A 20,444-nucleotide genomic window follows, 5' to 3' on the forward strand; every position below is an offset into this window, starting at 1 on the left:
TCGGGGATCGATGGCAGCGGGGCCAACGCCGAACGGTCCTACGATTCGTCACGACCAGCGCATGCCCAGGGCCGACAGCTCCGCGACCCGCGGGGCTGACAACTTGCCAGCCTTTGCCCGCTGCTGGCTGATCCATGCCCCGAGCCGCACGGTCTCGTCGTCGATCTCCTCGGTGTGGCTGCGCGGTACGGCGAGGTTTCCGACGCGGGCGCGGTACTGGGTAGCCGCCCGCAGGTTGTGTGCCCACATCTCGTCCCGAGTCCGCTTGGCGGGGGCGGGGGCCGGCGTGATGCCGAGCTTGGCGAGCATCGCCTGCTGCTCCCCCGACAGCTTCCCGAATTCCTTGCGTTGCGCGGCGGCCCAGCGGCCGAGATCCTCGCCGTCCTCGACGAGGATGCCGGTCCCGTCCGGGAGCGTGCCGCCCGTGCTCACGTGATGCTGGGCGAGGCGGAAAGCCCGCTGCCAGTCGATGCTCCACTCGGGGCACCAGTCCGGGTCGATCTCCGCGAGGGCGGTGCGACGCTCGGCGGAGAGCGGCGCCTTCGCCCGACGGGCGGCCGCGCGCTGGTTCTTGAGCCAGCGGCCGACGGGGTATCCGTCGAAGTCCGCGTCCACGGGGGCGGCCAGGCCGACACTGGATGCGGCGCCCCAGGCGGCGGCCGCGGCCAAGCCCTCGTCGAAGCGTGCGTCGAAGAGGTTCCAGAGCATGCCGAGCTTCTCCAGCTGCACGACCCGGCCGCCGTCGAGATTGCCGGCCTTGTAGTGGCGGCGGCAGTCGGCGATCCAGACGCCGAGCGGGAAGCCGGCGGGGGACCAATCGTCGGGGGTCCGGAGGCCATACGGGACGCGGAGGTCCTCGTGTTCGGCGCGGTAGCGCTGGGCAGCCTGGAGGCCGCGGCGCCACTGCACTCGCTCGGGGTTGAGAACTCGCAACTGGACAAAGCTGGCCAGCTGGTTGGCATCGCGCGGCTTCGAGAACCGCAGGAGCTCGCGGGCCGGGGCGCTCACCGTGGTCTGCTCGTCGTCCGGGACACCGTCGCGGTCGGCGGGCCCGGGCCCGAGGGTGTCGGTGCGTGCGGGGGTCGGGTTGCCCGGGTTGGTGAGCTGCTCGATGCGGGCGTCGTGGGCGCGCAGCGCGGCGAGGAGCTTGGCCAGGCCCGCGTACGCGGGGGAGGTGAGCATCGACTCCGTGGACTCGCCGGTGGCGAGGAAGGCCGGCACGAGGAGGGTGGCCATCTTGCCCTCGCCGGGGTGCATCCGCAGGGCGCGGCCGACGGCCTGGACCAGGTCCGGCATCGAGCCGCGGACGTCGCAGAAGATCACGCCCTCGCATTCCCGGGTGTCGACGCCCTCGCCGAGGACCTTCACGCTGGCGATGAGGGAGAGCCGCGCGTCTTGTCCGCTGTCGGTCAGGCCGGCCGCGAACTGGGTGAGGACGGTGCGCCGGTGGGCCGGCTTGTGCTCGCCGTGCAGCCACTGCGCCCAGACACCGGTGTCCTCGGAGGGCGCCGGTTCGTCGTCCTGGTGGCGGAGGTCGCGGGCTTTTTCGGGCAGGCCGACGGCGAATGCCTCGGCCTCGGACACCCGCTGGTGGAAGCTGAGGACCCGGCGCAGGCCTTCTTCCTCGGCGGCCTTGAGGGTGGCCGCCTGGAGGGCGCCTAGCCGCAGGCCGCGTACGGCGTCGGAGTCCTGGCCGGCGGCCAGCGTCGCGGCGTTCAGTTGGTGGTCCTGCACGTCCACGACCACTACCTGGTACGGCGCGACGATTCCGGCCTCGATCGCGGTGTCCAGCGGCAGGTGGTAGGCGACGCGGCCGAACAGGCCGTCGGGGTCGTCGGTCATGGAGGCGACGAGTTCTTCGCCGTCCTCGTCGTCGCCGTCGCCCGCGGCCCAGATGCGGGGGGTGGCGGTCATGTAGAGGCGCGCGGCGGCCGGGATGCGGGCGTTGTCGTGGACGACGGCCCAGGGCTTGCCCGCCCGGCCGCTGGTGCGGTGCGCCTCGTCCACCACGATCAGGCCCCAGGGTGACAGGCCGCTTTCGTGGGCGGCTTCCAGGATCCCGTTGCCGAGGGAGGCGTACGTCGCGAAGACGATGACGCTCCCGTGCGCGGTGAGCCGTACCAGGGTGTGGGGGTCGGTGGTGTGCGGGAAGCCGGTCTCGTGGTCGTCGAGGGAGGACACCCCGACGAAGGCGCCGGTGCTGCCGCCGTCCCGCCAGGCGCGGGCGGTCTGGTCGAGGAGGTCCAGGGAGGGGACCAGGACCAGGACGCGGTCCCCGCCGACCTGTTCGGCGGCTTGTACGGCGACGAGGGTCTTGCCGCTGCCCGTGGCCATGATGACCTGGGTGCGCAGGCCGCCGGCCGGGGCCTCGGCGGGGGAGCGGGGGGTGAGTTCCTCGACCGCGCGGGCCAAGGCCTCGCGCTGGTGAGGGCGCAGTGGGGGAGCGGTGCGGGTGTCGGTCATGGGCTCACCTTGCTCTCGGGTTCCGGGCCCTGGGGCCGGGTGGCGGTCGGGGTGGAGGAGCGCTAGGCGTGATCGGGGCAGAAGTCGCGGCCGTCGCGCAGCCTGCGCCATCCGCGTGCGCGCAGCCAGGCTCGGAGCGCCCGGTGGTGGGGCATCAGGACCGGGGCGTACCACTCCTGGTCGCAGTCGGAGTCGGTCTCGTCGGTGAAGTCGCAGCGGATGGTCGGGATGTTTCCGGCGCTCACGGTCGTACGTTCCGTTCGGCCCAGATGGCGTACTCCTGGCGGACGTAACCGCGAGGGTCGGCTGCCCAAGTGGGGTCGTCGACGGCGCGTGGGCCGCTGGTGGTGCCGTTCGCGGCGTCGTAGGTCACCAGCTTGGCGATGGTCACCTGGACCGGGGTCTGGACCTTGCCGTCGCTCGGGTCGGCGTTCAGGGTCTGCTGGTCGGTTAGGGCGGCGTGGCGCAGCAGCCAGTCTCGGTCGCTGATCCGTCCGGAGCGACGCAGTCGCAGGATTTCCTCGGTCTCCTGCTGGACGTGCGGGGCGTTGAGGTAGGCGGTTTCGGGGGAGGGCGGGAGGGTGCTCATCTACTGATCCATTCGTTGCGATTCACGGGCTCGATGTGACTCAGGTGCAGGCGCCGGTGTGCGTCACGGGAATCGCTCCGATCAGGCTCGGGACGAGGAGGACCTGTCTGCCTCAATGGTCTGCGCGGAGCGACGACACTCACCTCATTATGCATCCAACTCAAATGCATTTCAATGAGATGCGTGCGCTGGATGTCGGGGGCGGTGGACCGGGGTTCCGCCGCCAGCCACCGGGAAGTCTGGGGTCTATCCGGTTCTCGGCCGTGGAGCCCAACACATCCCCTACGCTGCACGCCATGACGACTACGGAACCGGGCCGGATAGCCCGGTGGCGCGCCCGGCGGGCCGAGCGAGTGGCGCGCCTGGCCAACGCTGGCAGGCTCACCCCCGGGGCCCGCGGCATCCTCGGCACCATGGGTATCAGCATGGTCGGCACTGGGGGATTCGCCGTCTTCCTTACCGAAGTTGAAGCCGGCCCCACGGCTCTCATAACGATCGGAGGCCTACTGGTCGTACTCGCCACCATGGGCCGACGAATCTCCAGCATGAACCTCGTCGACGGCGCCTTCGAGTTCGAGCAGCGCGTGAGGGAGGAGCTCGACCAGGCGCAGGACGACAGCGAACGTGTCCGAATCGCCAGCACGGCGGTTGCCGAACGACCTCGGATCCAGAACGTTCCTGACATCGCGGCAACCTCCTCACACGCCTACGAGAACGTGCTCGGGGAACGTCTCATCGCCCACTTTGGTGATCGGGTCACGGTGGGTGAGCGGCTTGACGATGTTGGCGGTCGCGCCGACTTCGTGGTCGCTGCGGGCAACAAGAAGGTCATCATTGAAACGGCTTTCGGCGATCCCACTAGGGTCATGCGCAGAGACAAACTGTTCCTGCACATCAGGCCGCTCTTCCTCATGACTGACCGCGCGGACGCCATCGTGATCGTCAGCAACATGTTGGAACCCGGTCTTCAGGACCTCAACGCAGCCCGCAACTGGGCCGCGAAAGGAAACAAGGCCTTCTCCTACGTCCGATGGACGGCCGACATCGATACGGCCGGTCTAATCAGGTCCATCGAGGCTCATCTCCAGAGCTGACTCCCGACCGGCGTCACACAAGTGCACCCATGCGACCAGCCCGCTGAGGAAAAGCCAGAAAGGTGGTGTCCTGCCCCGAAGTCCGTGTCCGGGGCAGGAACCTCAGTCCTGGGACTTCCAGGCACGGATCTCCAGGCCGACGATCGGTGTGCCGGGCTCGATCTTGTCGTTGTCGACGAGCCACTTCTGCACGGCTGCCGCGACGTCACCGCCGGCCGCGTCGACCAGTGCCTTGAATTCGGCGCCTTCGAACCCTTCCTCGCCCGAGCCCGGGCCGCCGCGGTTGTCGGCGTAGGCCCGCTCCTCGGTTCCGTCGCGGCGTTGGACGACGTTGCGGCGGACGCCGGGGGAGTCGGCCCGGCGTCCGGCATCGTGCTTGAAGGATCCCTTACGGGCCCGGACGGTGAAGGCGATCCGTCCGCCGTTGGCGGCCGCGTCGTCGACCACCGGCCGGAGCCGACCGGCGCCGGAGGCGATGTGCTGCTTTCCGGCCTTGGCCAGGGACGAGGACCAGGCCTTGACCGGCCTCCCGTCGGCGCCGGTGACCGTCTTCCCCTTGGCGTCCTTGACCGTCCGCTCCGCCCGCACCCGCGACTTCCCGCGTACGCGGGCCTTGTAGCCCTCGCGGTTCAGCCGCGGCTGGACATGTCCGGCGGCCAGGGCCTTGAGGCTCGCGAGGTCCCGGGGGCCGCCGGCCTGCACCTCCTGGACCACGGCCCGCAGCGCCTCCACCATCGACGCGCCCTTGTTCTGCGTGAAGAATTGCGAGACCAGCGACGGATTGCGGCCGAGGATCTCGCCGACCTGTTTCCGGCTGAACCCGGCCCGCTCCAGCTCCGAGGTGAGCCGCGCGGCTTCGTTGCGCTGTGCTCCCCGGCCGCCCGCCGGCCTCCTCCTGCGCGGCGTCACGCGGCCGCCTCCTCGTCCTCGTCGTCACACTCGTGGTCGGCGTACACCGGACTGTCGTCCTCGAACTGGCCGTCGCCCTCGTCGCCGCAGCCGTGACAGCGCCACTCGGCGCTCCACACCACCACGCCCTCGCGGCCGCAGTCGTGACCGGAGTCGACGGTGTCCGCGTCCTCCCACACGGCCTCGCCCGAGGCGCCGCAGGCCGGGTGCTCCCACTGGCCGCCCCAGACCACGTCGGTGCTGCTCACATGCCCTCCGATTCGTAGGCCTGACGACCCAGCTCCTGTAGGACGTAGAAGTCCGCGTCCGTGCGCGGGGCGGGCTGCTCCCAGCCCATGCGGCCCTTGAGGAGGTAGTCGCCCGGCTCCCCGCCGTACTCCCAGTCGACCGGCGCCGCGGTGTAGATGGCGTCGGTCCGGAACGCCAAGATGCTCCCCGCGGGAAGGTGCAGTGCGCCGGCCTTCATGGGCTTGCCCGTCTGCGGGTCCTTCGAGCTGGTGTTCACCGACAGCAGGGCTGCCCGGGCTGCCGACCACACCCCTGCCGCCCACTCCGGATGGGCGTACTGGTCGCGTGCGAACCCCTGGTTACGTTCCCAGGTGACGTGGGTGTCCGAGATGCCGGTCAGCCGCGCACCGTCCGGCAGATCGGGCACCGCGCCTCCGGCGCCCAGCTCCAGCGAGCCGGTCGTGATCCGCGGCCGCTGTGCGAACGTGCCGATGCCGTACAGCAGGATGCTGCGCACCGCACGGGAGGCCAGGCGGCAGGCCTGCTTCTGCTGCTCGTCGCCGTGGATCTCGGCGGTGGCCCGCAGGGACTGCCAGGCGTCGCGCAGCTTGGTGCTCCAGCTCTTCAGCGGGTCGCCGGACTCCCACAACAAACCGTCGAGGATCTCGATCCGCCACGGAGCGATCGGGTTACGCAGCGCGAGGTTGATTTCGGCGCCGCCCGCCCAGGTGGTGAAGCTCCGGCCGCCTTCGTACGGGTAGTGCCAAGCCCGCTCGCCGGGGGCCGGGGCCGGGAGCAGCCCGACGTGATTCCAGTCCTTGGGGATCGTCACCCGCACCTGCCAATGCGACGGCGCGAACAGCGCGTTCGTCTGCGCCTTCTGGGTCATGGCCGCGAAGGTCGCGGCGGTGACCCGACGCGGTACGCCGACACCGGACGCCCAGGTGTGCTTGGCGTACGCGAAGGTCCGGTCGACCTCGTACCAGCCGGGCACCCGCTCCGGTACGCGCGGCGGGGCGATCAGCTCGGTCCGGCCCTGCCCGGCGGTGGCGTGGAGCAGGCCGCGGATCTCCTGCGACATCACGGGGAAGCCGTCCGCCCACTTCGCGCCGGGCTTGGTCGGGATCGTCCGCGACCACAGGTCCCGGCCGGTCTGCGACGGCGAGCCCATGAGGACCACGTCGTCGAAGTGCGGGCGCAGAGCCTTCCACAGCTCGACGAACGCGGCGCGCACCGTCGCGGGGTCGGCGCCCTCGGGATCGAACCACTCGCCGATCGAACGGATTTCCGTGTGCTGGTCGCCGCGCTGCCAGCGTCCGACCGGGTTGCGGGGGTGGACCAGGTGGCCGGCCTGCCGGTCCTTGCCGCGCGAGGCCTCAACCGTCCAGCCCTCCGGGGGCCCTGCGTTCAGCCAGGCGGCGACGGCGTCCTTCAGGAACTCGTGCCGCTCCGCGCCCTGGTGCCAGGGGTCGCCCGCGGTGATGTAGATCCGCTCCACGGTGGCCGGGGCCTGTGCGTAGACCGCGGTGAGAATCTCCGCCACCGAGGCCCGGCCGAGGTCGAGACGGACGGTGCCGCCCTGCCACACCAGGACGCCGGTCGCGGTGTCGAGGAACGCCATCCCCCGTGCATCCTGCTTGAAGTTCGGCCGCTTCGACGCGAGGTCGGGTTCGGCGCGGAACCAGGCGTCACCCTCGGCACCAGCCGGAATCGAGGGCAGGACGCGCTCACCCTCCCCAACCCCCGCGGCAGCGGGCGCCGGAGCGACGTCGGCCTGCTCGGTTTCGGCGAGCACCTCCAGGCGGGAGGTGCCGTCGAGGGGCGCCGCGCCGAGGCGAGCGACGGTTCCGGAGGGCTCGACGGTTTGCGGCTCATCCGGCTTCGGCGGCGCGGCCATTTCCTTGATCGGCTCTGCGGGCTCCTGAACGGCCTGCTGATCAACGGTGGCGGTTCCGGTCACGGAAGGCGCCGCAGGCGCCCCAGGGGCGGCCTGGGGGGCCAGAGAGGGCACCAGGGCCACGATGTCGATCACACCGAGGCCTGCGGCCGTCGCGATCCGGTCGGAGGTTGCCTTCGCGTACCGGCCGAGCTCGCGGATCTTCTCGGCTCGGCGGTCGCGCAGCTTGGCGACCTTGGCCTGGAGCTGGGTCAGCTCGCGCTCCAGAGGCTTCAGTTCGTCGCGGACGGCCCTCAGTTCACCGAGGCCGGCCGAGTAGTCCTTGTTGTCCATCTGGTCCCCCTCAGGTGTTGGCCATGTCGACGAAACGCGACATGTAGAGCTGCTGCGCCACTGTGATCGTTGCGGTCGGCCCGTTGCGGTGCTTGCCGACGATGATGTCGACCTCGCCGGCCCGCGGGCTTTCCTTCTCGTAGGCGTCGTCGCGGTACAGCAGGATGACCATGTCCGCGTCCTGCTCGATCGAGCCGGACTCACGCAGGTCCGAGACCTGGGGCCTCTTGTCCGCCCGCATCTCCGGCCCGCGGTTGAGCTGTGACAGCAGGATGATCGGCAAGTGGAGTTCCTTCGCCAGCAGCTTGAGGCTCCGCGAGATGTGACTGACTTCCTGCTCGCGGTTGTCGTGGCGCTTGCCGCCGCTTTCGACCAGCTGCGCATAGTCGATGATGATCTCGGCGAGGTCGGGGATGCGGGTCTTGAGCCGACGGCACTTCGCCTGGATCTCGGCCAGTGAGCGCGCGCTTTCGTTGATGTAGAACGGTGCCTCGCTGTACCGCTGGGCGGCTACGGCCAGCTTCGTCCATCCCGTCTCGTCGAGCGTGCCCGAGCGCAGGTGATGGAGGGGGACGTCCCCTTCCGCTGAAAGAGCGCGCATGTTCAACTCGTCGATGCTCATCTCCAGCGTGATGAACGCCGCCGGGCGGCCGGCGGCGGGAATGGGCTGCCGGTTCTTCCCGCGCGGCATCGTGCACGCTCGCGCGAAATCCATGGCCAGCGTGGACTTGCCCATGCCGGGCCGGGCGGCCACCACGATGATCTGGCCCGGCTGGAAGCCGTTCGTCAGGGAGTCGAGGTCGGTAAAGCCGGTCGTTACCCCGGTGAGCTCGGCGCCCGACTCGGCTGCCTGAATCATGTCGAGGGTGCCTTCGAGGGTGTTGCCCGGGGTGAAGAAGTCGTCCTGCCGGTCGCGTCCTTCGGTCACCGCGGCGATCTCAGCGGCGGCGCTGGCGGTGATCTCGTCGAGCTCGCCGACGCCCTCGTATCCCATCTGGACGATCTTCGTGCCTGCGGCCACCAGCCTGCGCAGGACGGCCCTCTCGCGGACGATCTCGGCGTAGTACTCGGCGTTCGCCGAAGTCGGTACGGCCTGCACCAGGGTGTGCAGGTAGGAAGCACCGCCGATCTTGGCGAGGTCGCCGGACTTCAGGAGGGCGTCGGCAAGGGTGAGGGGGTCGACCGGGTCCTTGGCGGCCAGTTCCAGGATTGCCCGGTAGATCGTCTGATGGGCCGGTCGGTAGAAGTCGTCGGCGGCCAACAGGTTGGAGACGTCGGTGATGGCGGTCTTCGACAGGATCATGCTGCCGAGGACCGACCGCTCTGCCTCCAGATCCTGGGGCGGAAGCCGGTCGAAGGCCTGGCGGTGGGGCTGCTTGTGTGCGGAACGGAAGGTGGGCTTGATGTACGGCCCGTCCTCCGTCGGCGGCGCATCAAGTGGGACACTGGTCATGGATCTCTTCCTGTCAGGTGGTGGTCTGGAGCGGCGGCCGGTTCTTCGCGGGAGCGGCCGCCGCCGTCATGTTCGCGGCTGGGTCAGACAGCCGGCCGTCGCAGGCCGGACAGGATCGTGGCGACCTTGTCCGGCATCGGGACAGGCGCGAAGTCGGGGTCTTCGGCCACAGCCGGGCGAGGCCTGGGTACGTCCTTGCGGGCCAGTCGGCGGGGGAGGTCCTCGATGCGGGCCTTGAGCACCTTCGTCGGACGCTTGACGCCCTCGGGATTCTGGGTGAGCTCCGTGGCCAGCGAGTTGTCCAGCTCCCAGCCCTGATCGGCAACGACTTCAGCCAACAGGGGAGCGAGGCTCTTGGCCGTTACGCGCCCTGCGGTCCAGGGGCGGGGCAGTGTCTGCAGGAACTGCGACGCGGCTTCCACCTGCTCGGCTGATGGCGTGGGGTTGGTGGGGATCTCCCCCTCCTCCTCCCGCGCCGCAGGCGCCACATCATCCGCACCTGTCCCGAGGGGGTAGGGGGAGGAGGTATTTACCTCCTCCGGGGGGTGTGGGGGGGAGCCCGTCCCACTTCCGGTGTTCGCGGACGTGGGCTGACCTGCGGAAACGAACGATCCTCCACGTCCGCGAACAGCGCTTCCGCCAACACCGGAAGAACCCTTCTTTCCGCGAACACCGGAAGTGGGCTGACCTGCGGAAATAGTAGTTTCCGCGAACACCGGAAGTTTGGTGGCGGGCTCCTCGGAGGCGTCCTCGGGCGAGTAGTCCGGGTTGTCCTCGAAGTGCTCGTACACCTCGTACGAGGTCAGCCCGCGGTACCCCTTGCCCTTCGGGTTGGGGATGGTCGTGCGGCGGATGAAGCGGGCCTCGATGAGCCGGGCGAAGGACTCGTAAACGGCGTCCCGGCCCACGAGCTCGGTGCCACTCTTCGCCGACCGCACGCCCGCCTCGCGAACCGAGGCGACGACGCCGGGCACCGTGACCTGGAGGCCGCCGTTGATCGCGAAGAGGACGTGGAGGTAGACGACGTAGTCCAGCTGGTGGGTGAGGCGGCCGCTGAAGGCCACGGCCCGCTGAACGCTGACGGCGCGCGCCGGGGCCTGGCCCCGGACGATGGTGGCGGCGAGGTCGAAGTCGTGGCGCTCGCTCATGCCGACACCGACTTGCGGCTGCCGGCTACGGGCAGGACGGTACGAAGGCGGACCTCCACCCACATGGTGGCGGTCGGAGGGTAGTTCGGGTGCACGGCACTCCTCCTGACGGAAGTTGTGCCGTGAACTCTCCACATCGGGGCTTGCCCGAAGGCTTGCCCAATGCGCGAAAGGCGCAGATGGGAGGCTTGCCCATCTCCCGGGGGGCTGAACGGCCCACCCGTGGGCAAGCCCGAGTAACCGACCCCGGTCCAGTGGAGGAGGGCAGCGCGCAGAAGTGGTTGATGGAAGACCGCCGTGGCGGCTCGGTGCTCGTTTGTCACGTAGGGATCCCTCTGTGAGGGAGCCATGGATCAGCTGATCAACTGTGACGCGGGCCACCTGGGTAAGGGTGTGCTGGGCTTGCCCAGGGATCGTTGTCTATTGTGTTGGGTAGGTGACCGGCGGGCCCTTGATGGTCCAGGCACCCAGCGCGGTCACCGCGCTGAACCACGACTCCGACGCTTGCCGGCTGGGGAGTCGCTAGACGGCCGTCCTGTGCTAGCAGGGCGGCCGTCGCTCATTTCATGCGAAGGCTGTGCTCTTGGGGCGTATTGTCCCCGCGTCTATTCCGTGCTCCGGAGCGACGCGCTTGCTCTTGGTTCGAGGGCTTCCGGCCGTCTGAGAAACCGGAAGGAAGCTGTGTACTAGAGGCTTTCCTCCCCGAGGGGCAGGTCGTCGTAGATCAGCTCAAGGCGATCTGCGGCTCCTACGACCTGGAGGACCTCTACGGGGCGGTGCGCCGAGTCGCGAGTGACTCGCTGTATCAGCAGAAGGGGAACCGCTTTGCCGACCGCGAGGATTGTTGCCTCGTCTCGCATGGGCAGGCGCGCGGTGACACGCACGTTGGCCCACCGGGGGCTCAAGCCTCCGCGTTCCATCGCGCCGAAGATGCCGCCCGCAATCGTGTCGGGAGTGTCCAAACCGAGATCGGCGGCGAGGGAAGCTTCGTACCAGGCGGTCTGTACCTGGACGACCTCCTTGCCGATCGACGCGTGGCGGATTCGCCGGACGACAGGGGCGCCCTCCAGGATGCCGAGGGCCTCCGAGACGGGTCTGGGGGCGGTAGTACGGTCCACGCTGATGGCCTGCATGCGACCGTCCAGACCTTGTTCAGCCGTAGCGGCCTGCCATGGGCCCTTTGGGCTGTCCGGGTGCAGCACCCCGCGGTAACGCGAGAGCGATACGCGCACCGGAGTTCGGTCCCGGACCACTGTCCCGTGACGGGGGCGGCGAATGACGTAGCCGCGTTCGACAAGGTCGCGGTATGCGCGATCGACCGTGGACTTCTGCTCTCCCTGCGCGATCAAAGTGGCGTTAGTTGGCATCTTCATGCCGGGTAGCCACTCTCCATCATCGATACGTGCTGCCAGGCGGTCGGCCAGGTCTCGCCACTGTTCATGGGTGGGCATCGCGGATCCCTCCTCTCTGAGGTCGACAACATCAGAGTAGCGCATTAAGTCGGGTTATTGACGGGCTGTCATGGTCGACATCGTGGGCACGTCACCAGCCGAAACCGGGGGTCGCCTCCCCGGCCCGCAGCTGCGGGTGTAAGACAGGAGTCATTGGGAGCCGCCATTCGCGGAGGGGCGTCCACGGCGAAGCTCAGCCAGCACGTGCGCCGGGTCGCCGTCGTAGACGATGTGCGGCTCATCGGTCGGTGGGGAGAAACGGCCCGCGTGCCGAAGCAGATCCTCTTCGCTGAACTCGATGCTATTCGGGTCGATGAGCGACTTCTCGTTGCGTCGGCGGATTCGATCCCAGCGCACCTCGTGCGACAGCGGCAGGTAGATGAGGACGGGCTCGCCGCCGACCTCCATCACGGTCGCCGCCCACAGGGCGCGCTCCTCCGGAGTCCAGAAGCCATGATCGACCACAACGTCGTGTCCGGCTGCCAGGAGCTGCTGGAGTTCGAGGCCAATGTCCTTGAGAACTGGTGCCTCTCTGACCAGGAACTCTCCGCGAGGGAAGTCCCTGCCGTAGTGACCGTAGCGCCGGAACATCTCTTCGTCAGGGCAGAGACGCTGGAAGCCGGCCTTCTCCAAAGCGCGGGCGAGGGTCGTCTTTCCTGCGCCCTGGAGACCGGACATGAGAATCGCGCGAGGCGCGGGCCCCGGTTTGCCCGCCAGGGCCTGGGAGATGCGGCTGATCTCGAATCGTCCCTTCAGAGTCAAGGTGTCGGCGTCCTGGGCACGAAGGAGCTCACCGAGGCTGGCTTCCAGGCAGTTCGTCAGGGTGTCGTCGATGAATTCCATCCCGGCCGGTCACCGTATGCCCCCCGACGTAGTACGCCGCGTGCGTCCAGGAGCTCCCAGATCTACGCCGTACTCAAGAAGTTGCCCGTCAGCGTCAAGGAACTTCGCGGTCAGCACCAGGATCGCTGCCAGGGTGTCGGTGTCAAGCTCCAAGAGCGCGAGGTCCATCGGCGTAGCGATCCGAGCAGCTTCCTCGTCCACGCGTTGGACAACTTCTCGTCCAGTGGCTCGGGTCACGAGATCCAGCGACAGGCCCCCCTTCAGACGCTCGCTCCGTGCAAGCTCGGGGACCAGTTGGGCGAATCCAGCCGGAATCCATGAGGTGGAGTGGGAGACGATTCCATGAGCATCTCGGTAGACACGGCTTCGTCGGATCACGTCGCTACCAGGGGCGATACCCAAGACGCCTGCGACGTCGTCGGGAGCCGGCACCATGCCCGCGGTGTGGCCGGAGGACTGCTCGCCGACCCCCCAAGAGGATTGCGTCCTACTGCTGCGGTCATGCCGCTCTGCTCCCGAAGAGATGGGCACGCGAGTTCCGATCACCTCGGTGCCGATGCCGTGGATGCCGCTTACGAGTTGCTCCTCCTTGAGTACCCGCAGCGCCTTTTCCACCGTGGCGGTACTGACGGACCACTCCTCCGACAGCAGCTTGATGCTCGGCAGGAGCGCGCCAGGCGACAGTGCACCGGACTCGATCAGGTCTCGGTAATGGGCCGCGATACGCGCGTACGGCGGCCTGTTGTCGGCCCGGCTCATCCCATCGCCTCCTTTGGTTACTCAACATCCTAAGTTCCTTACCGTACCGCTTGACACCCTAGGGAACCATAGGGAACCCTAGGGGTGCAAGGTGATCCGCAAGGAACGCCGCAGTAAGGCCGTAGGAACCCCTTCCCCGTACGGGGAGGGCCGGGGTTGATAGATCCACCAAATCCCCCGGAACAGTCCCCTGACTGGGTGGTTCCTCCATGCACATCGCAGCGCAGATGCGCTGTCCGCTCATCAGGACGCCGGGCTCGACCCGCGTGGCCTGACGGGCGGAGAGAGCACCGCGACGTACTCCGTCCCCTCTGACCACGAGGAGTCCCCATGACTACGACGCCCGCGGCGGCGATGGCCAGCAAGCGCCGCCGCAAGACCCGCACCAAGAACGTCAACAGCCGCCCGCCGGTCATCGCCTCCAAGCTCAAGGTCACCGAGATCGACCTGGCCCTTGGCAGGGAGCACCTGGTCTGCCCCGATTGCTCCACCTGGGTCCCGATCACCGGCATGTTGGGCACACCGAAGTTGGTGCCCCACCACACCGACCGGGCCAAGACCGCAGACCCGCGCCGCTGCACGGCCGGCAGCAACCGTCAGGTCACCATCGACGTCGAGGCCGACGCCTTGCGCACGCAGCTGATCGAGGGGACCCCGACCGCCGCATCCCGGCGCGCCACCAAGGTGCTGCCGAAGCCAACGGTGCAGCCGGCCCCGGCCGCCAGCCAGATCAAGACCGTCCCGCTCGACGCGGAGCAGGTCAGCCGGACGTTACGTCAGCACCAGCAGCGGTGCCTGGCCTGCAAGGGAAAGGCCGAGAACGCGGATGGGCAGACGCTGCCCTGCCCCGATGGTGAGCGCCTGGCCGCCACTCGTGACCGTCTGCTCCGCCAAGAGCCCAAGCGCCAGGCTGGCCGCGACTTCTTCGCCCGGGAGCGCCGGCGCTTCGACCGCCAGTACGCTGCGGCGGCCCCCGCGAAGCGGACGTCCGAGTGGGCCGCGGTTCAGGGGAAGGTCAGTGACGTGGACGCCGCGCGGAAGCTGCTGCCGCGCGGCGACCGTCCAGCTGATGGCCCCAGCCTTCCGGAGGAGCCGGAGAACCTGGAGCGTCACAACCAGCGGCAGGCGGAGTTGGGCAGGCAGTACGCCGCCCGGAAGTCCCAGGCCCCGACGGCGGCCTGACCGGCACACAGAGACGAACGACCACGGCCCCGGCCGCCCCGCAGACGGGGCGGCCGGGGCCGTGGCTGCTCGTACAGCAGTCAGAAGCGACGAACCCCCGGGTAGCCCCCCGGGGGTTCGTCTTTGCAGTCCCCCTCCGGAAAGGGAAGACGCACATGCACAGGATGACATCTACTCAGGCTCGCCGGATGCGCCGCCCGGTGCTCCAGGCCGCGATCGACGCCGGCGCCCGCTGTACCCAGGCCGACACCGATCCCGACCTGTTCTTCCGGGCCGACGGCGAGCCGCCGGCCATCTGGCAGGCGCAGCGTGCCGAGGCGATCGGCTTCTGCCATGGCTGCCCCGTTCGGGCGGCCTGTGAGGAGTTGGCTCTGCGCGATGGTGATGGCAACCCGCGGGTCGACGACCTGGTTCGCGGCGGCCGTTCCGGCTACGAGCTGGTCGCCCTCCGCGAGCTTCAGGCCCAGCGCCTCGCCGCCGCGATTACCGCCGACGAGGCCAGCGACCAGGAGTGGAGGAAGCTGACCGGCCTCGCCGTTGAACTGGGGAGCGAGGCTCGCAGGATTCCGGCCAGGAGCGGTGGTATGCCGCATCAGGCCGTGCTCCTGAGGCAGCAGAGCGAGAGGATCGCCGAACTCGCCGCCAAGCTGGCTGTGGTGCGCACCGCCCGTCGCGCCCGGACCGGTTGGGAGGTCGCGGCATGACCGCCACCCTGACCCCCCGCGCCGGAAAGGTCGATGACATCCGCCGCGAGGACGACTCCCGTGGCTACGAGCGGGACGAGACCGACTCCCTCCACCAGGTCGGCACCCTGCTGCTCACGATGGCCGAGGGGGACGACGCCCGGATCCCCGAGGGGCGCCGGGCTCGGCGCACCCTCGCGGAGATGGCCCCCGGTTACATCCGGCCCCCGGTGCTGCGTTTCAACGTGTCGGTCCGCGCGGCGGACGAGGCCTGCGGCCTGTGCGGCTACTGGACTTGCCGCTGCCCGGCCGCCGCTGCTCCTGCCACGTCGACGAGCGCGACGGGCCTGGTCCGGTGAGCGGCTGCGGGCACCCGCCGACGTTGGTCACCGTGAACTCGGTCGGTGCGGACGGCCAGCCGTACCAGTCGATCCGGCACGATCCCTGCACCTGCGGGGTGCCGCCGCACCCGCAGCCCGAACAGAAGTAAGAGGTCTGCGTGTACATACCGGTCGCTCGTACCGCCCAGCATCACGCGGTACGGGCCATCGCCGCGCGAGGCCTGACCCACCCCCTCACCCAGGCACTCCTGGCGGCCGCCGTGCTCACCGCGGCGGCCGCGTGGGAGGCCGGCCACCGCGTCACCGACATCCACCCGCCCCTCGCTCGGCGCGGCAAGAGCTGACTTGCCCAGCGTCCCGCCTAGCGAACCCGGCAGCCAGGTTCTCGACCGCAGCCCTGGCCCCCCGACCATCGGCGGCCCGCCCACGGGCATTCCGCCCTTTCACCCTCTTCGGTCCGGGAGAGCCTCGGACCCGCTCGTTGTCAGGAGAGCTCATGCAGCGCAGCACCCAGCTTGACACTCCCACCACCACCGGCACGGTCCGGCGGATGCCGGAGTCCCTGTGCACGCACCGGCCGACGTGCCCGACCGCCGACAGCCCCGACCGCGAGGCCGCGCACACCATCGCCTCCCACCCCGAACAGGGCTGGGCGCTCCTCTGCAACTCCGTTCTGGTGTTCGAGGACACCGGTGAACTGCTCCCCGACGGGCAGATCGTTGCCCCGCACCGCCCCCTCATCGCGACCACGGCCTGACGACTGCCTGATCCGCCCGCACCGGCCGCCGCATCCTCGGCGGCCAGTGCGGGCGGTGACTGGGAGCCGGACAGTCCGGACCAGCAACGAGAGGGGCGGCCATGCGCGGAGACCGCGTCACGCTCACCACCAACATCGAAGCCCTCGGCACCCGGCACCAGGCCGGGGACCAGGGAACCGTCGAGGAGGTCCACACCGGCGGCCACCTCACCGTCCGCATGGACGACGGCCGCACGAACTTCCCCACCCGCGACGAGGTCACCACCGACTCGCGGTGAATCGACTGCCGGTCCCCTGATCCGCCCCCACCGGCATCGACCCCGACTACATGCGGCCGCTCCCGGCGGCCGACGCGATGTACGACATCGACACCGCGCCGCTGAGCGAGCCGGACACCGGGGCGATGACCCCGGCCGCCGTCGCGTGGCTGCGCCAGCACCTCGGGCAGGACAGCAGCGCGTTGCCTGCCCGGCGTTGACCACCCCAGCACAACGGCCCTCCGAGCCCCCGGCATTAGAGCTGCCGGGGTCCCGGAGGGCCTGGTCACGACCCTACCCACCGCCGTAGATCCACGGTGACCTCTTGCACGGAGGCGCCCGGAAGAGAGAGGACTCCCCGTGGCCACCAAGCCCGCCACCCGCCGCCGGCGCCAGCCCGCGGCGACCACGAAGCCCCGAGGCGCCGGGCGCGCCAAGGCGTCGACGCCGCCGGCCTCCATCCCGGCCCAGGCCGCTGCCCCCGAGGAGACGGGGCTGCTGGTCTTCCCGGAGGCCGACCCGGTCGTGGCCGATGCCGCCGACCGTGCCGCCGACCTCCGGGACCAGGCCGCCGCCGATGTCGCGCGGATCCTCGCTGACGGCGAGGCTCGTGCCACCGAGCTGCTGGACGGCGCCCGCACCGTGGTGGCCTCGATCACCGAGGCCGCCACCGCGGAGCAGTCCCGCCTCCTGGCCGTCGCCGCGATGGACGCCGACCGGGTCCGCACGGAGGCCGCCACCACCGCGGCCGCCGACGCCGACCAGGTCCGCGCAGCCGCCGAAGCCACGGCGGAGCAGCTGCTCGCCGACGCGCGCCGCCAGGCCGACACCGTCACGACGACGGCGACCGGTGAGGCCGACCAGATCCGCGCCGCCGCCAGCACGGCTGCCGAGCAGCTGCTCACCGACGCCCACCGCCAGGCGCAAGGGGTCGCCACCACGGCGGCCGCCCAGGCCGAGCAGATCCGTACCGAGGCCGCGCAGACCGCCGCGAAGGCCCTCGCCGACGCGGAGACGGTGCGCACCGAGCTGCTCGCGGCTGCGGAGCGCACCGCGGCTCAGACCCGCACCCGCGCCACCACCGACGCCGGCCGGCTCTTGGAGCAGGCTCGGGGCGAGACCGACCGGATGCGCGAGAGCGCGGACGCCCAGGCCGCGCAGGTGAAGGCTGGGGCCGAGAAGGCGGCAACCGAGCTGCGCGAGGACGCCGCCCGCGAGCGGGAGGCCTCCCGCGCGGATGCCGCGCGTACGCGGACGTTGGCCAAGGAGGACATCGGCCGGCTGCGGGTGACGGCGGCCGAGGACGCAGACCGTTTGACCCGCAACGCCCGCGTGGAAGCCGACCGCATCCTCGCGGCCGCCCGCACCAAGCGGGATGCGGACCTCAAGGAAGCCGATCGGGCGTTGGCGCAGGCTCGGCTGCGGGAAGCGGACGCGGACGTCACGCTGAAGGCCGCCGACGACATGGTGGCCGAGGCCGCTGCCCGGATGAAGCGCGCCACCGACCGCACCGAGCAGGCCCTGGAACGCAAGCGCCTCAAGCTCCAAGCCAGGGGGGAGCGTCGGGACGCGAAGGAAGCCCGCAAGGCGAAGGCCCGGGAGCTGCGGGCGGCGTCCCGCGCCGGGAAGCCGGCCGCGGCCGACCGCGTGAAGCAGTTCGTGAAGGTGAACTCGGAGCGGCTGATGGTGATCGGTCCGATCACCGCTCCGATGGCCGTCGCGTGGACGGGCCAGTCGGGCTTCGCCGAGGACATCCTCGGCTGGGTCGTCCCGTTCACGATCCTGTTCGCCGCCGCCTGGGAGTTGTCGACGGCGTTCGTGGGCTGGATGTACCACCAGGCCCGCCAGGGCGGCGACTCCGGAACCCTCTACCGCGTCAGCACGTGGATCTTCGCTCTGGGCGCCGCGGTCATGAACTTCTGGCACGCCTCTGGCGAGCCGGTGGCCGGCAGCCGGTCCTGGGACGCGGAGGCCCAGAAGTGGACGGAGCAGATGACCTACTGGAACCTCACCCCGAAGGCGGTGGCGTTCGCCGCCATGAGCATCGTGGGGATGGTGTTGTGGGAGCTGTACGCCTCCCTGATCCACCGTCGGAAGCTCCGTGAGGACGGCAAGGTCGCCAAGGCCCGGCCGTCGATCGGAGCGGTCCGCTGGTTCCGCTACCCGGTCCACAGCTTCACCGCCTGGTCCCTCGCGATCACCGACCCGCGCCTGACCACGCTGGACCGGGCCTGGACCGCGGCCGGCGCGGAGCTCGCGGACCGCAAGGCGGTCCGGACCGGTCTGGCCCTGCACCGGCTCGTCGTCCCCCGCATCGCGGCCGACGATCATGGACCGGCCGCCATCCCCACCGTCCTCACCCTGACCCGAACGGACCGGCCCGGATCGTTGGAGGGCCTCGTTCCGGTCCGCCCGGTCCGACACGGCGGGTACGCGGTCCGGTCCGGTCCGAGCGACCGAGACGCGGTCCATGGTCCGGTCCGGACCGCCGGAACCCCGGACCGGACCGGCGGACCGGCGCTCGCGCTGGAGGCCGGTCCAGCCGGACCGCAGGGCGCTGACCTGCGGACCGGACCCGGTCCGGACCGGGGCCCCCGGGCCGTGACCGCCGCCCAAAGCCCGGCGACCGCGCGCGGGGTGACGGTCCGGACCGACGATGCCGCTCCCGGACCGCAGGATCCGGACCGCTCTGGCCCGGCCCATCACGAAGCTTCGGACGAGGTCGACGGTCCGGAGCGTGGCGAAGACGGCGGTCCGGACCTCACGGTCATCACGCTCACGGACCTGGAGCGGACCGCGCTGGACCGGCTCCGGACCGCGAACGAGCCGTTGAACCGGACCAACATCGCCAAGGCGGTCCGGACCGAGGGCGGCGCCATCGCCACGGACCGCGCCGGACAGATCGCCGTCGCCCTCAAGCAGCACACGGACCGCTGACCGGACCGCCCTGCCGCACATGGTCGCCCCCGGACCGCGCTCGGCCACCGAGCGCGGTCCGGTGACGGCCACGGCCGGCAGGCCGCTCGCCCGCACCCGCCCCGCGCGGGGACAGCGGGCCATGCACGACCCGAGCACCACTCCCGCCCCGCGCAACAGCCTCGGGGACCAAGCACTTCTCTCCTGCGCCCACCCCGAGATCTGGAGGTATTCCGCATGAACAGCAACGACCCGCATCACGCCCCCCTGCGCGATGTGGCGAAGAACCCCGAGGCGACCGCCCGGTACCTGGCCGATGTTCAGCGGGTCCTGCTGGACATCGGCAGGAACCTGGAGTACCTGGCCCTGGAGACCCGTGTCCACTGCCGCGACACCCACGTCCAGGGCGACCGCTGGTTCGACGCCTGGATGCGCGCCCAGCCCGTCGAAAGGGCTTTGAAGGACGTGCTCAAGCACGTCGAGGGCGTCACCAAGGGCCTGGAAAAGAGCGCATTCAAGCGCCGCGCCCACGACGAAGCGGTCGCGAATACCGCCAAGAAAAGGAAGGAGAAGGAACTGGAAAAGCAGCGCAAGAACGCCCCGCCGCTCCAGGCCGCCCCGCCGAGTCCGCCGCAGCAGGATGCGCCCAGCCGGAATTCCGGCTATGGTGGCCCCACGTCGATTTACGACATGGGTAACAGGGAGTCGGCGTGACGCGCCCCCTCAGCAGCACGGAACGCTCCATTCAGGGGCGCAACAGCTGGCTGAAGGATGAGGAGCGCAGGGCAATCGAAAGTCGCGGCGAGTTGGGCCGGATGGAATTCTGGCTCCGCGTGACTCGAACCCGAATCACCCAGGACGTCAGAGCCGGCCGAGCCGACGTCATCCGCGGATTCACCAGTGTCTGCCGCCTCTTCAAGCTCGCGATCGACAAGCGGGCCGAGGGCGATCCGAGGCTGTGGAACCACCTCATGCAGTACGCGGACCAGGTGCTGGAGCAGCACGACCCGCGCCGCTGAACACCCACCAACGAAGGCCCCGCCGGACTCCGGCGGGGCCTTCGCCTCGCGTAATGCGTGCACACGTGCACGTGCACACGCGTGCACGCGAGACCCACCCGTTGTCAAGCCCTCTGGAGGGA

Annotated in this window: 22 protein-coding genes; 11 read left to right on the forward strand and 11 right to left on the reverse strand. The window is 70.0% G+C overall.

Annotated features, from left to right (window positions below; translation table 11 throughout):
• Positions 1-48: 48 nt before the first annotated feature.
• The 3 genes from OHA84_RS37695 to OHA84_RS37705 all read right to left on the reverse strand — a co-directional run bounded on the left by OHA84_RS37695 (position 49) and on the right by OHA84_RS37705 (position 3,052).
• Positions 49-2,463 carry a DEAD/DEAH box helicase gene (locus OHA84_RS37695; protein ID WP_266976269.1) on the reverse strand — a complete coding sequence of 805 codons (2,415 nt, stop codon included), beginning with the start codon at positions 2,461-2,463 and terminating at the stop codon, positions 49-51.
• A gap of 62 nt (positions 2,464-2,525) precedes the next feature.
• Entirely contained in the window at positions 2,526-2,708 is a 183-nt protein-coding gene (locus OHA84_RS37700) for a hypothetical protein (protein WP_266976267.1), read from the reverse strand.
• Positions 2,705-3,052, reverse strand: coding sequence for a hypothetical protein (locus tag OHA84_RS37705; protein WP_266976265.1), 348 nt, complete (start codon positions 3,050-3,052; stop codon positions 2,705-2,707). Before OHA84_RS37705 ends, OHA84_RS37700 begins: the two co-directional genes overlap by 4 nt.
• A 296-nt stretch (positions 3,053-3,348) precedes the next feature.
• Here OHA84_RS37705 and OHA84_RS37710 point away from each other — a divergent pair, with 296 nt between their 5' ends.
• The gene (locus tag OHA84_RS37710; RefSeq protein ID WP_266976263.1) at positions 3,349-4,146 is read left to right on the forward strand and encodes a hypothetical protein; all 798 of its coding nucleotides are present in this window, start codon (positions 3,349-3,351) and stop codon (positions 4,144-4,146) included.
• A 102-nt stretch (positions 4,147-4,248) separates the two neighbouring features.
• Here the strand turns inward: OHA84_RS37710 and OHA84_RS37715 are convergent, their stop codons facing one another.
• The 8 genes from OHA84_RS37715 to OHA84_RS37750 all read right to left on the reverse strand — a co-directional run bounded on the left by OHA84_RS37715 (position 4,249) and on the right by OHA84_RS37750 (position 13,167).
• The gene (locus tag OHA84_RS37715; protein ID WP_266976261.1) at positions 4,249-5,055 is read right to left on the reverse strand and encodes a hypothetical protein; all 807 of its coding nucleotides are present in this window, start codon (positions 5,053-5,055) and stop codon (positions 4,249-4,251) included.
• Positions 5,052-5,303 carry a hypothetical protein gene (locus tag OHA84_RS37720; RefSeq protein WP_266976259.1) on the reverse strand — a complete coding sequence of 84 codons (252 nt, stop codon included), beginning with the start codon at positions 5,301-5,303 and terminating at the stop codon, positions 5,052-5,054. The genes OHA84_RS37715 and OHA84_RS37720 overlap by 4 nt, the downstream gene beginning before the upstream one ends.
• Positions 5,300-7,513, reverse strand: a complete 2,214-nt coding sequence (locus OHA84_RS37725; RefSeq protein ID WP_266976257.1) for a Mucin-19 — start codon at positions 7,511-7,513, stop codon at positions 5,300-5,302. The genes OHA84_RS37720 and OHA84_RS37725 overlap by 4 nt, the downstream gene beginning before the upstream one ends.
• A 10-nt stretch (positions 7,514-7,523) precedes the next feature.
• Positions 7,524-8,966: a replicative DNA helicase gene (gene dnaB, locus OHA84_RS37730; protein WP_266976255.1), complete on the reverse strand. Its 1,443-nt coding sequence runs from the start codon at positions 8,964-8,966 to the stop codon at positions 7,524-7,526.
• A gap of 83 nt (positions 8,967-9,049) precedes the next feature.
• Positions 9,050-10,114 (reverse strand): hypothetical protein, encoded by a 1,065-nt coding sequence (locus OHA84_RS37735; RefSeq protein ID WP_266976253.1) that lies wholly within the window; start codon positions 10,112-10,114, stop codon positions 9,050-9,052.
• Positions 10,115-10,800: 686 nt separating this feature from the next.
• The gene (locus OHA84_RS37740; protein ID WP_266976251.1) at positions 10,801-11,565 is read right to left on the reverse strand and encodes a GntR family transcriptional regulator; all 765 of its coding nucleotides are present in this window, start codon (positions 11,563-11,565) and stop codon (positions 10,801-10,803) included.
• Between the two features lie 150 nt (positions 11,566-11,715).
• A complete protein-coding gene (locus OHA84_RS37745) occupies positions 11,716-12,408 on the reverse strand; it encodes an ATP-binding protein (RefSeq protein WP_266976249.1) in 693 nt (230 codons plus the stop codon).
• A gap of 9 nt (positions 12,409-12,417) precedes the next feature.
• Positions 12,418-13,167 carry a GntR family transcriptional regulator gene (locus OHA84_RS37750; RefSeq protein ID WP_266976247.1) on the reverse strand — a complete coding sequence of 250 codons (750 nt, stop codon included), beginning with the start codon at positions 13,165-13,167 and terminating at the stop codon, positions 12,418-12,420.
• Between the two features lie 330 nt (positions 13,168-13,497).
• On the opposite strand from OHA84_RS37750, the gene OHA84_RS37755 reads away from it, so the two are divergent.
• From OHA84_RS37755 to OHA84_RS37800, 10 genes are all read left to right on the forward strand, one after another.
• Positions 13,498-14,349 carry a hypothetical protein gene (locus OHA84_RS37755; protein WP_266976245.1) on the forward strand — a complete coding sequence of 284 codons (852 nt, stop codon included), beginning with the start codon at positions 13,498-13,500 and terminating at the stop codon, positions 14,347-14,349.
• A gap of 188 nt (positions 14,350-14,537) precedes the next feature.
• Positions 14,538-15,053 (forward strand): WhiB family transcriptional regulator, encoded by a 516-nt coding sequence (locus OHA84_RS37760; protein WP_266976243.1) that lies wholly within the window; start codon positions 14,538-14,540, stop codon positions 15,051-15,053.
• Positions 15,050-15,391, forward strand: coding sequence for a hypothetical protein (locus OHA84_RS37765; RefSeq protein ID WP_266976241.1), 342 nt, complete (start codon positions 15,050-15,052; stop codon positions 15,389-15,391). Before OHA84_RS37760 ends, OHA84_RS37765 begins: the two co-directional genes overlap by 4 nt.
• A gap of 140 nt (positions 15,392-15,531) precedes the next feature.
• Positions 15,532-15,717: a hypothetical protein gene (locus OHA84_RS37770; protein WP_266976239.1), complete on the forward strand. Its 186-nt coding sequence runs from the start codon at positions 15,532-15,534 to the stop codon at positions 15,715-15,717.
• Between the two features lie 218 nt (positions 15,718-15,935).
• The gene (locus tag OHA84_RS37775) at positions 15,936-16,130 is read left to right on the forward strand and encodes a DUF5999 family protein (protein WP_323182093.1); all 195 of its coding nucleotides are present in this window, start codon (positions 15,936-15,938) and stop codon (positions 16,128-16,130) included.
• 101 nt (positions 16,131-16,231) lie between these two features.
• Positions 16,232-16,408, forward strand: a complete 177-nt coding sequence (locus OHA84_RS37780; RefSeq protein WP_266976235.1) for a hypothetical protein — start codon at positions 16,232-16,234, stop codon at positions 16,406-16,408.
• A 50-nt stretch (positions 16,409-16,458) separates the two neighbouring features.
• Positions 16,459-16,608, forward strand: coding sequence for a hypothetical protein (locus OHA84_RS37785; protein ID WP_266976233.1), 150 nt, complete (start codon positions 16,459-16,461; stop codon positions 16,606-16,608).
• Between the two features lie 139 nt (positions 16,609-16,747).
• On the forward strand, positions 16,748-19,324 hold the full coding sequence (locus OHA84_RS37790) for a hypothetical protein (RefSeq protein WP_266976231.1): 2,577 nt from the start codon (positions 16,748-16,750) through the stop codon (positions 19,322-19,324).
• A 216-nt stretch (positions 19,325-19,540) separates the two neighbouring features.
• A complete protein-coding gene (locus OHA84_RS37795; RefSeq protein WP_266976227.1) occupies positions 19,541-20,017 on the forward strand; it encodes a hypothetical protein in 477 nt (158 codons plus the stop codon).
• 119 nt (positions 20,018-20,136) lie between these two features.
• Positions 20,137-20,322, forward strand: a complete 186-nt coding sequence (locus OHA84_RS37800) for a hypothetical protein (RefSeq protein ID WP_266976226.1) — start codon at positions 20,137-20,139, stop codon at positions 20,320-20,322.
• The last annotated feature ends 122 nt before the right edge of the window (positions 20,323-20,444 follow it).

It is taken from the genome of Streptomyces sp. NBC_00513 (assembly GCF_041431415.1).
Lineage (GTDB): Bacteria > Actinomycetota > Actinomycetes > Streptomycetales > Streptomycetaceae > Streptomyces.

What these genes read in the sequence shown, in the direction of transcription:
- OHA84_RS37765 (WP_266976241.1), top strand. Translation starts at nt 15,050, where the DNA reads ATGACCGCCACCCTGACCCCCCGCGCCGGAAAGGTCGATGACATCCGC.
- OHA84_RS37735 (WP_266976253.1), bottom strand. Translation starts at nt 10,114, where the DNA reads ATGAGCGAGCGCCACGACTTCGACCTCGCCGCCACCATCGTCCGGGGC.
- OHA84_RS37740 (WP_266976251.1), bottom strand. Translation starts at nt 11,565, where the DNA reads ATGCCCACCCATGAACAGTGGCGAGACCTGGCCGACCGCCTGGCAGCA.
- OHA84_RS37695 (WP_266976269.1), bottom strand. Translation starts at nt 2,463, where the DNA reads ATGACCGACACCCGCACCGCTCCCCCACTGCGCCCTCACCAGCGCGAG.
- dnaB (WP_266976255.1), bottom strand. Translation starts at nt 8,966, where the DNA reads ATGACCAGTGTCCCACTTGATGCGCCGCCGACGGAGGACGGGCCGTAC.
- OHA84_RS37780 (WP_266976235.1), top strand. Translation starts at nt 16,232, where the DNA reads ATGCGCGGAGACCGCGTCACGCTCACCACCAACATCGAAGCCCTCGGC.
- OHA84_RS37710 (WP_266976263.1), top strand. Translation starts at nt 3,349, where the DNA reads ATGACGACTACGGAACCGGGCCGGATAGCCCGGTGGCGCGCCCGGCGG.
- OHA84_RS37755 (WP_266976245.1), top strand. Translation starts at nt 13,498, where the DNA reads ATGACTACGACGCCCGCGGCGGCGATGGCCAGCAAGCGCCGCCGCAAG.
- OHA84_RS37705 (WP_266976265.1), bottom strand. Translation starts at nt 3,052, where the DNA reads ATGAGCACCCTCCCGCCCTCCCCCGAAACCGCCTACCTCAACGCCCCG.
- OHA84_RS37725 (WP_266976257.1), bottom strand. Translation starts at nt 7,513, where the DNA reads ATGGACAACAAGGACTACTCGGCCGGCCTCGGTGAACTGAGGGCCGTC.
- OHA84_RS37750 (WP_266976247.1), bottom strand. Translation starts at nt 13,167, where the DNA reads ATGAGCCGGGCCGACAACAGGCCGCCGTACGCGCGTATCGCGGCCCAT.
- OHA84_RS37785 (WP_266976233.1), top strand. Translation starts at nt 16,459, where the DNA reads ATGCGGCCGCTCCCGGCGGCCGACGCGATGTACGACATCGACACCGCG.
- OHA84_RS37760 (WP_266976243.1), top strand. Translation starts at nt 14,538, where the DNA reads ATGCGCCGCCCGGTGCTCCAGGCCGCGATCGACGCCGGCGCCCGCTGT.
- OHA84_RS37795 (WP_266976227.1), top strand. Translation starts at nt 19,541, where the DNA reads ATGAACAGCAACGACCCGCATCACGCCCCCCTGCGCGATGTGGCGAAG.
- OHA84_RS37745 (WP_266976249.1), bottom strand. Translation starts at nt 12,408, where the DNA reads ATGGAATTCATCGACGACACCCTGACGAACTGCCTGGAAGCCAGCCTC.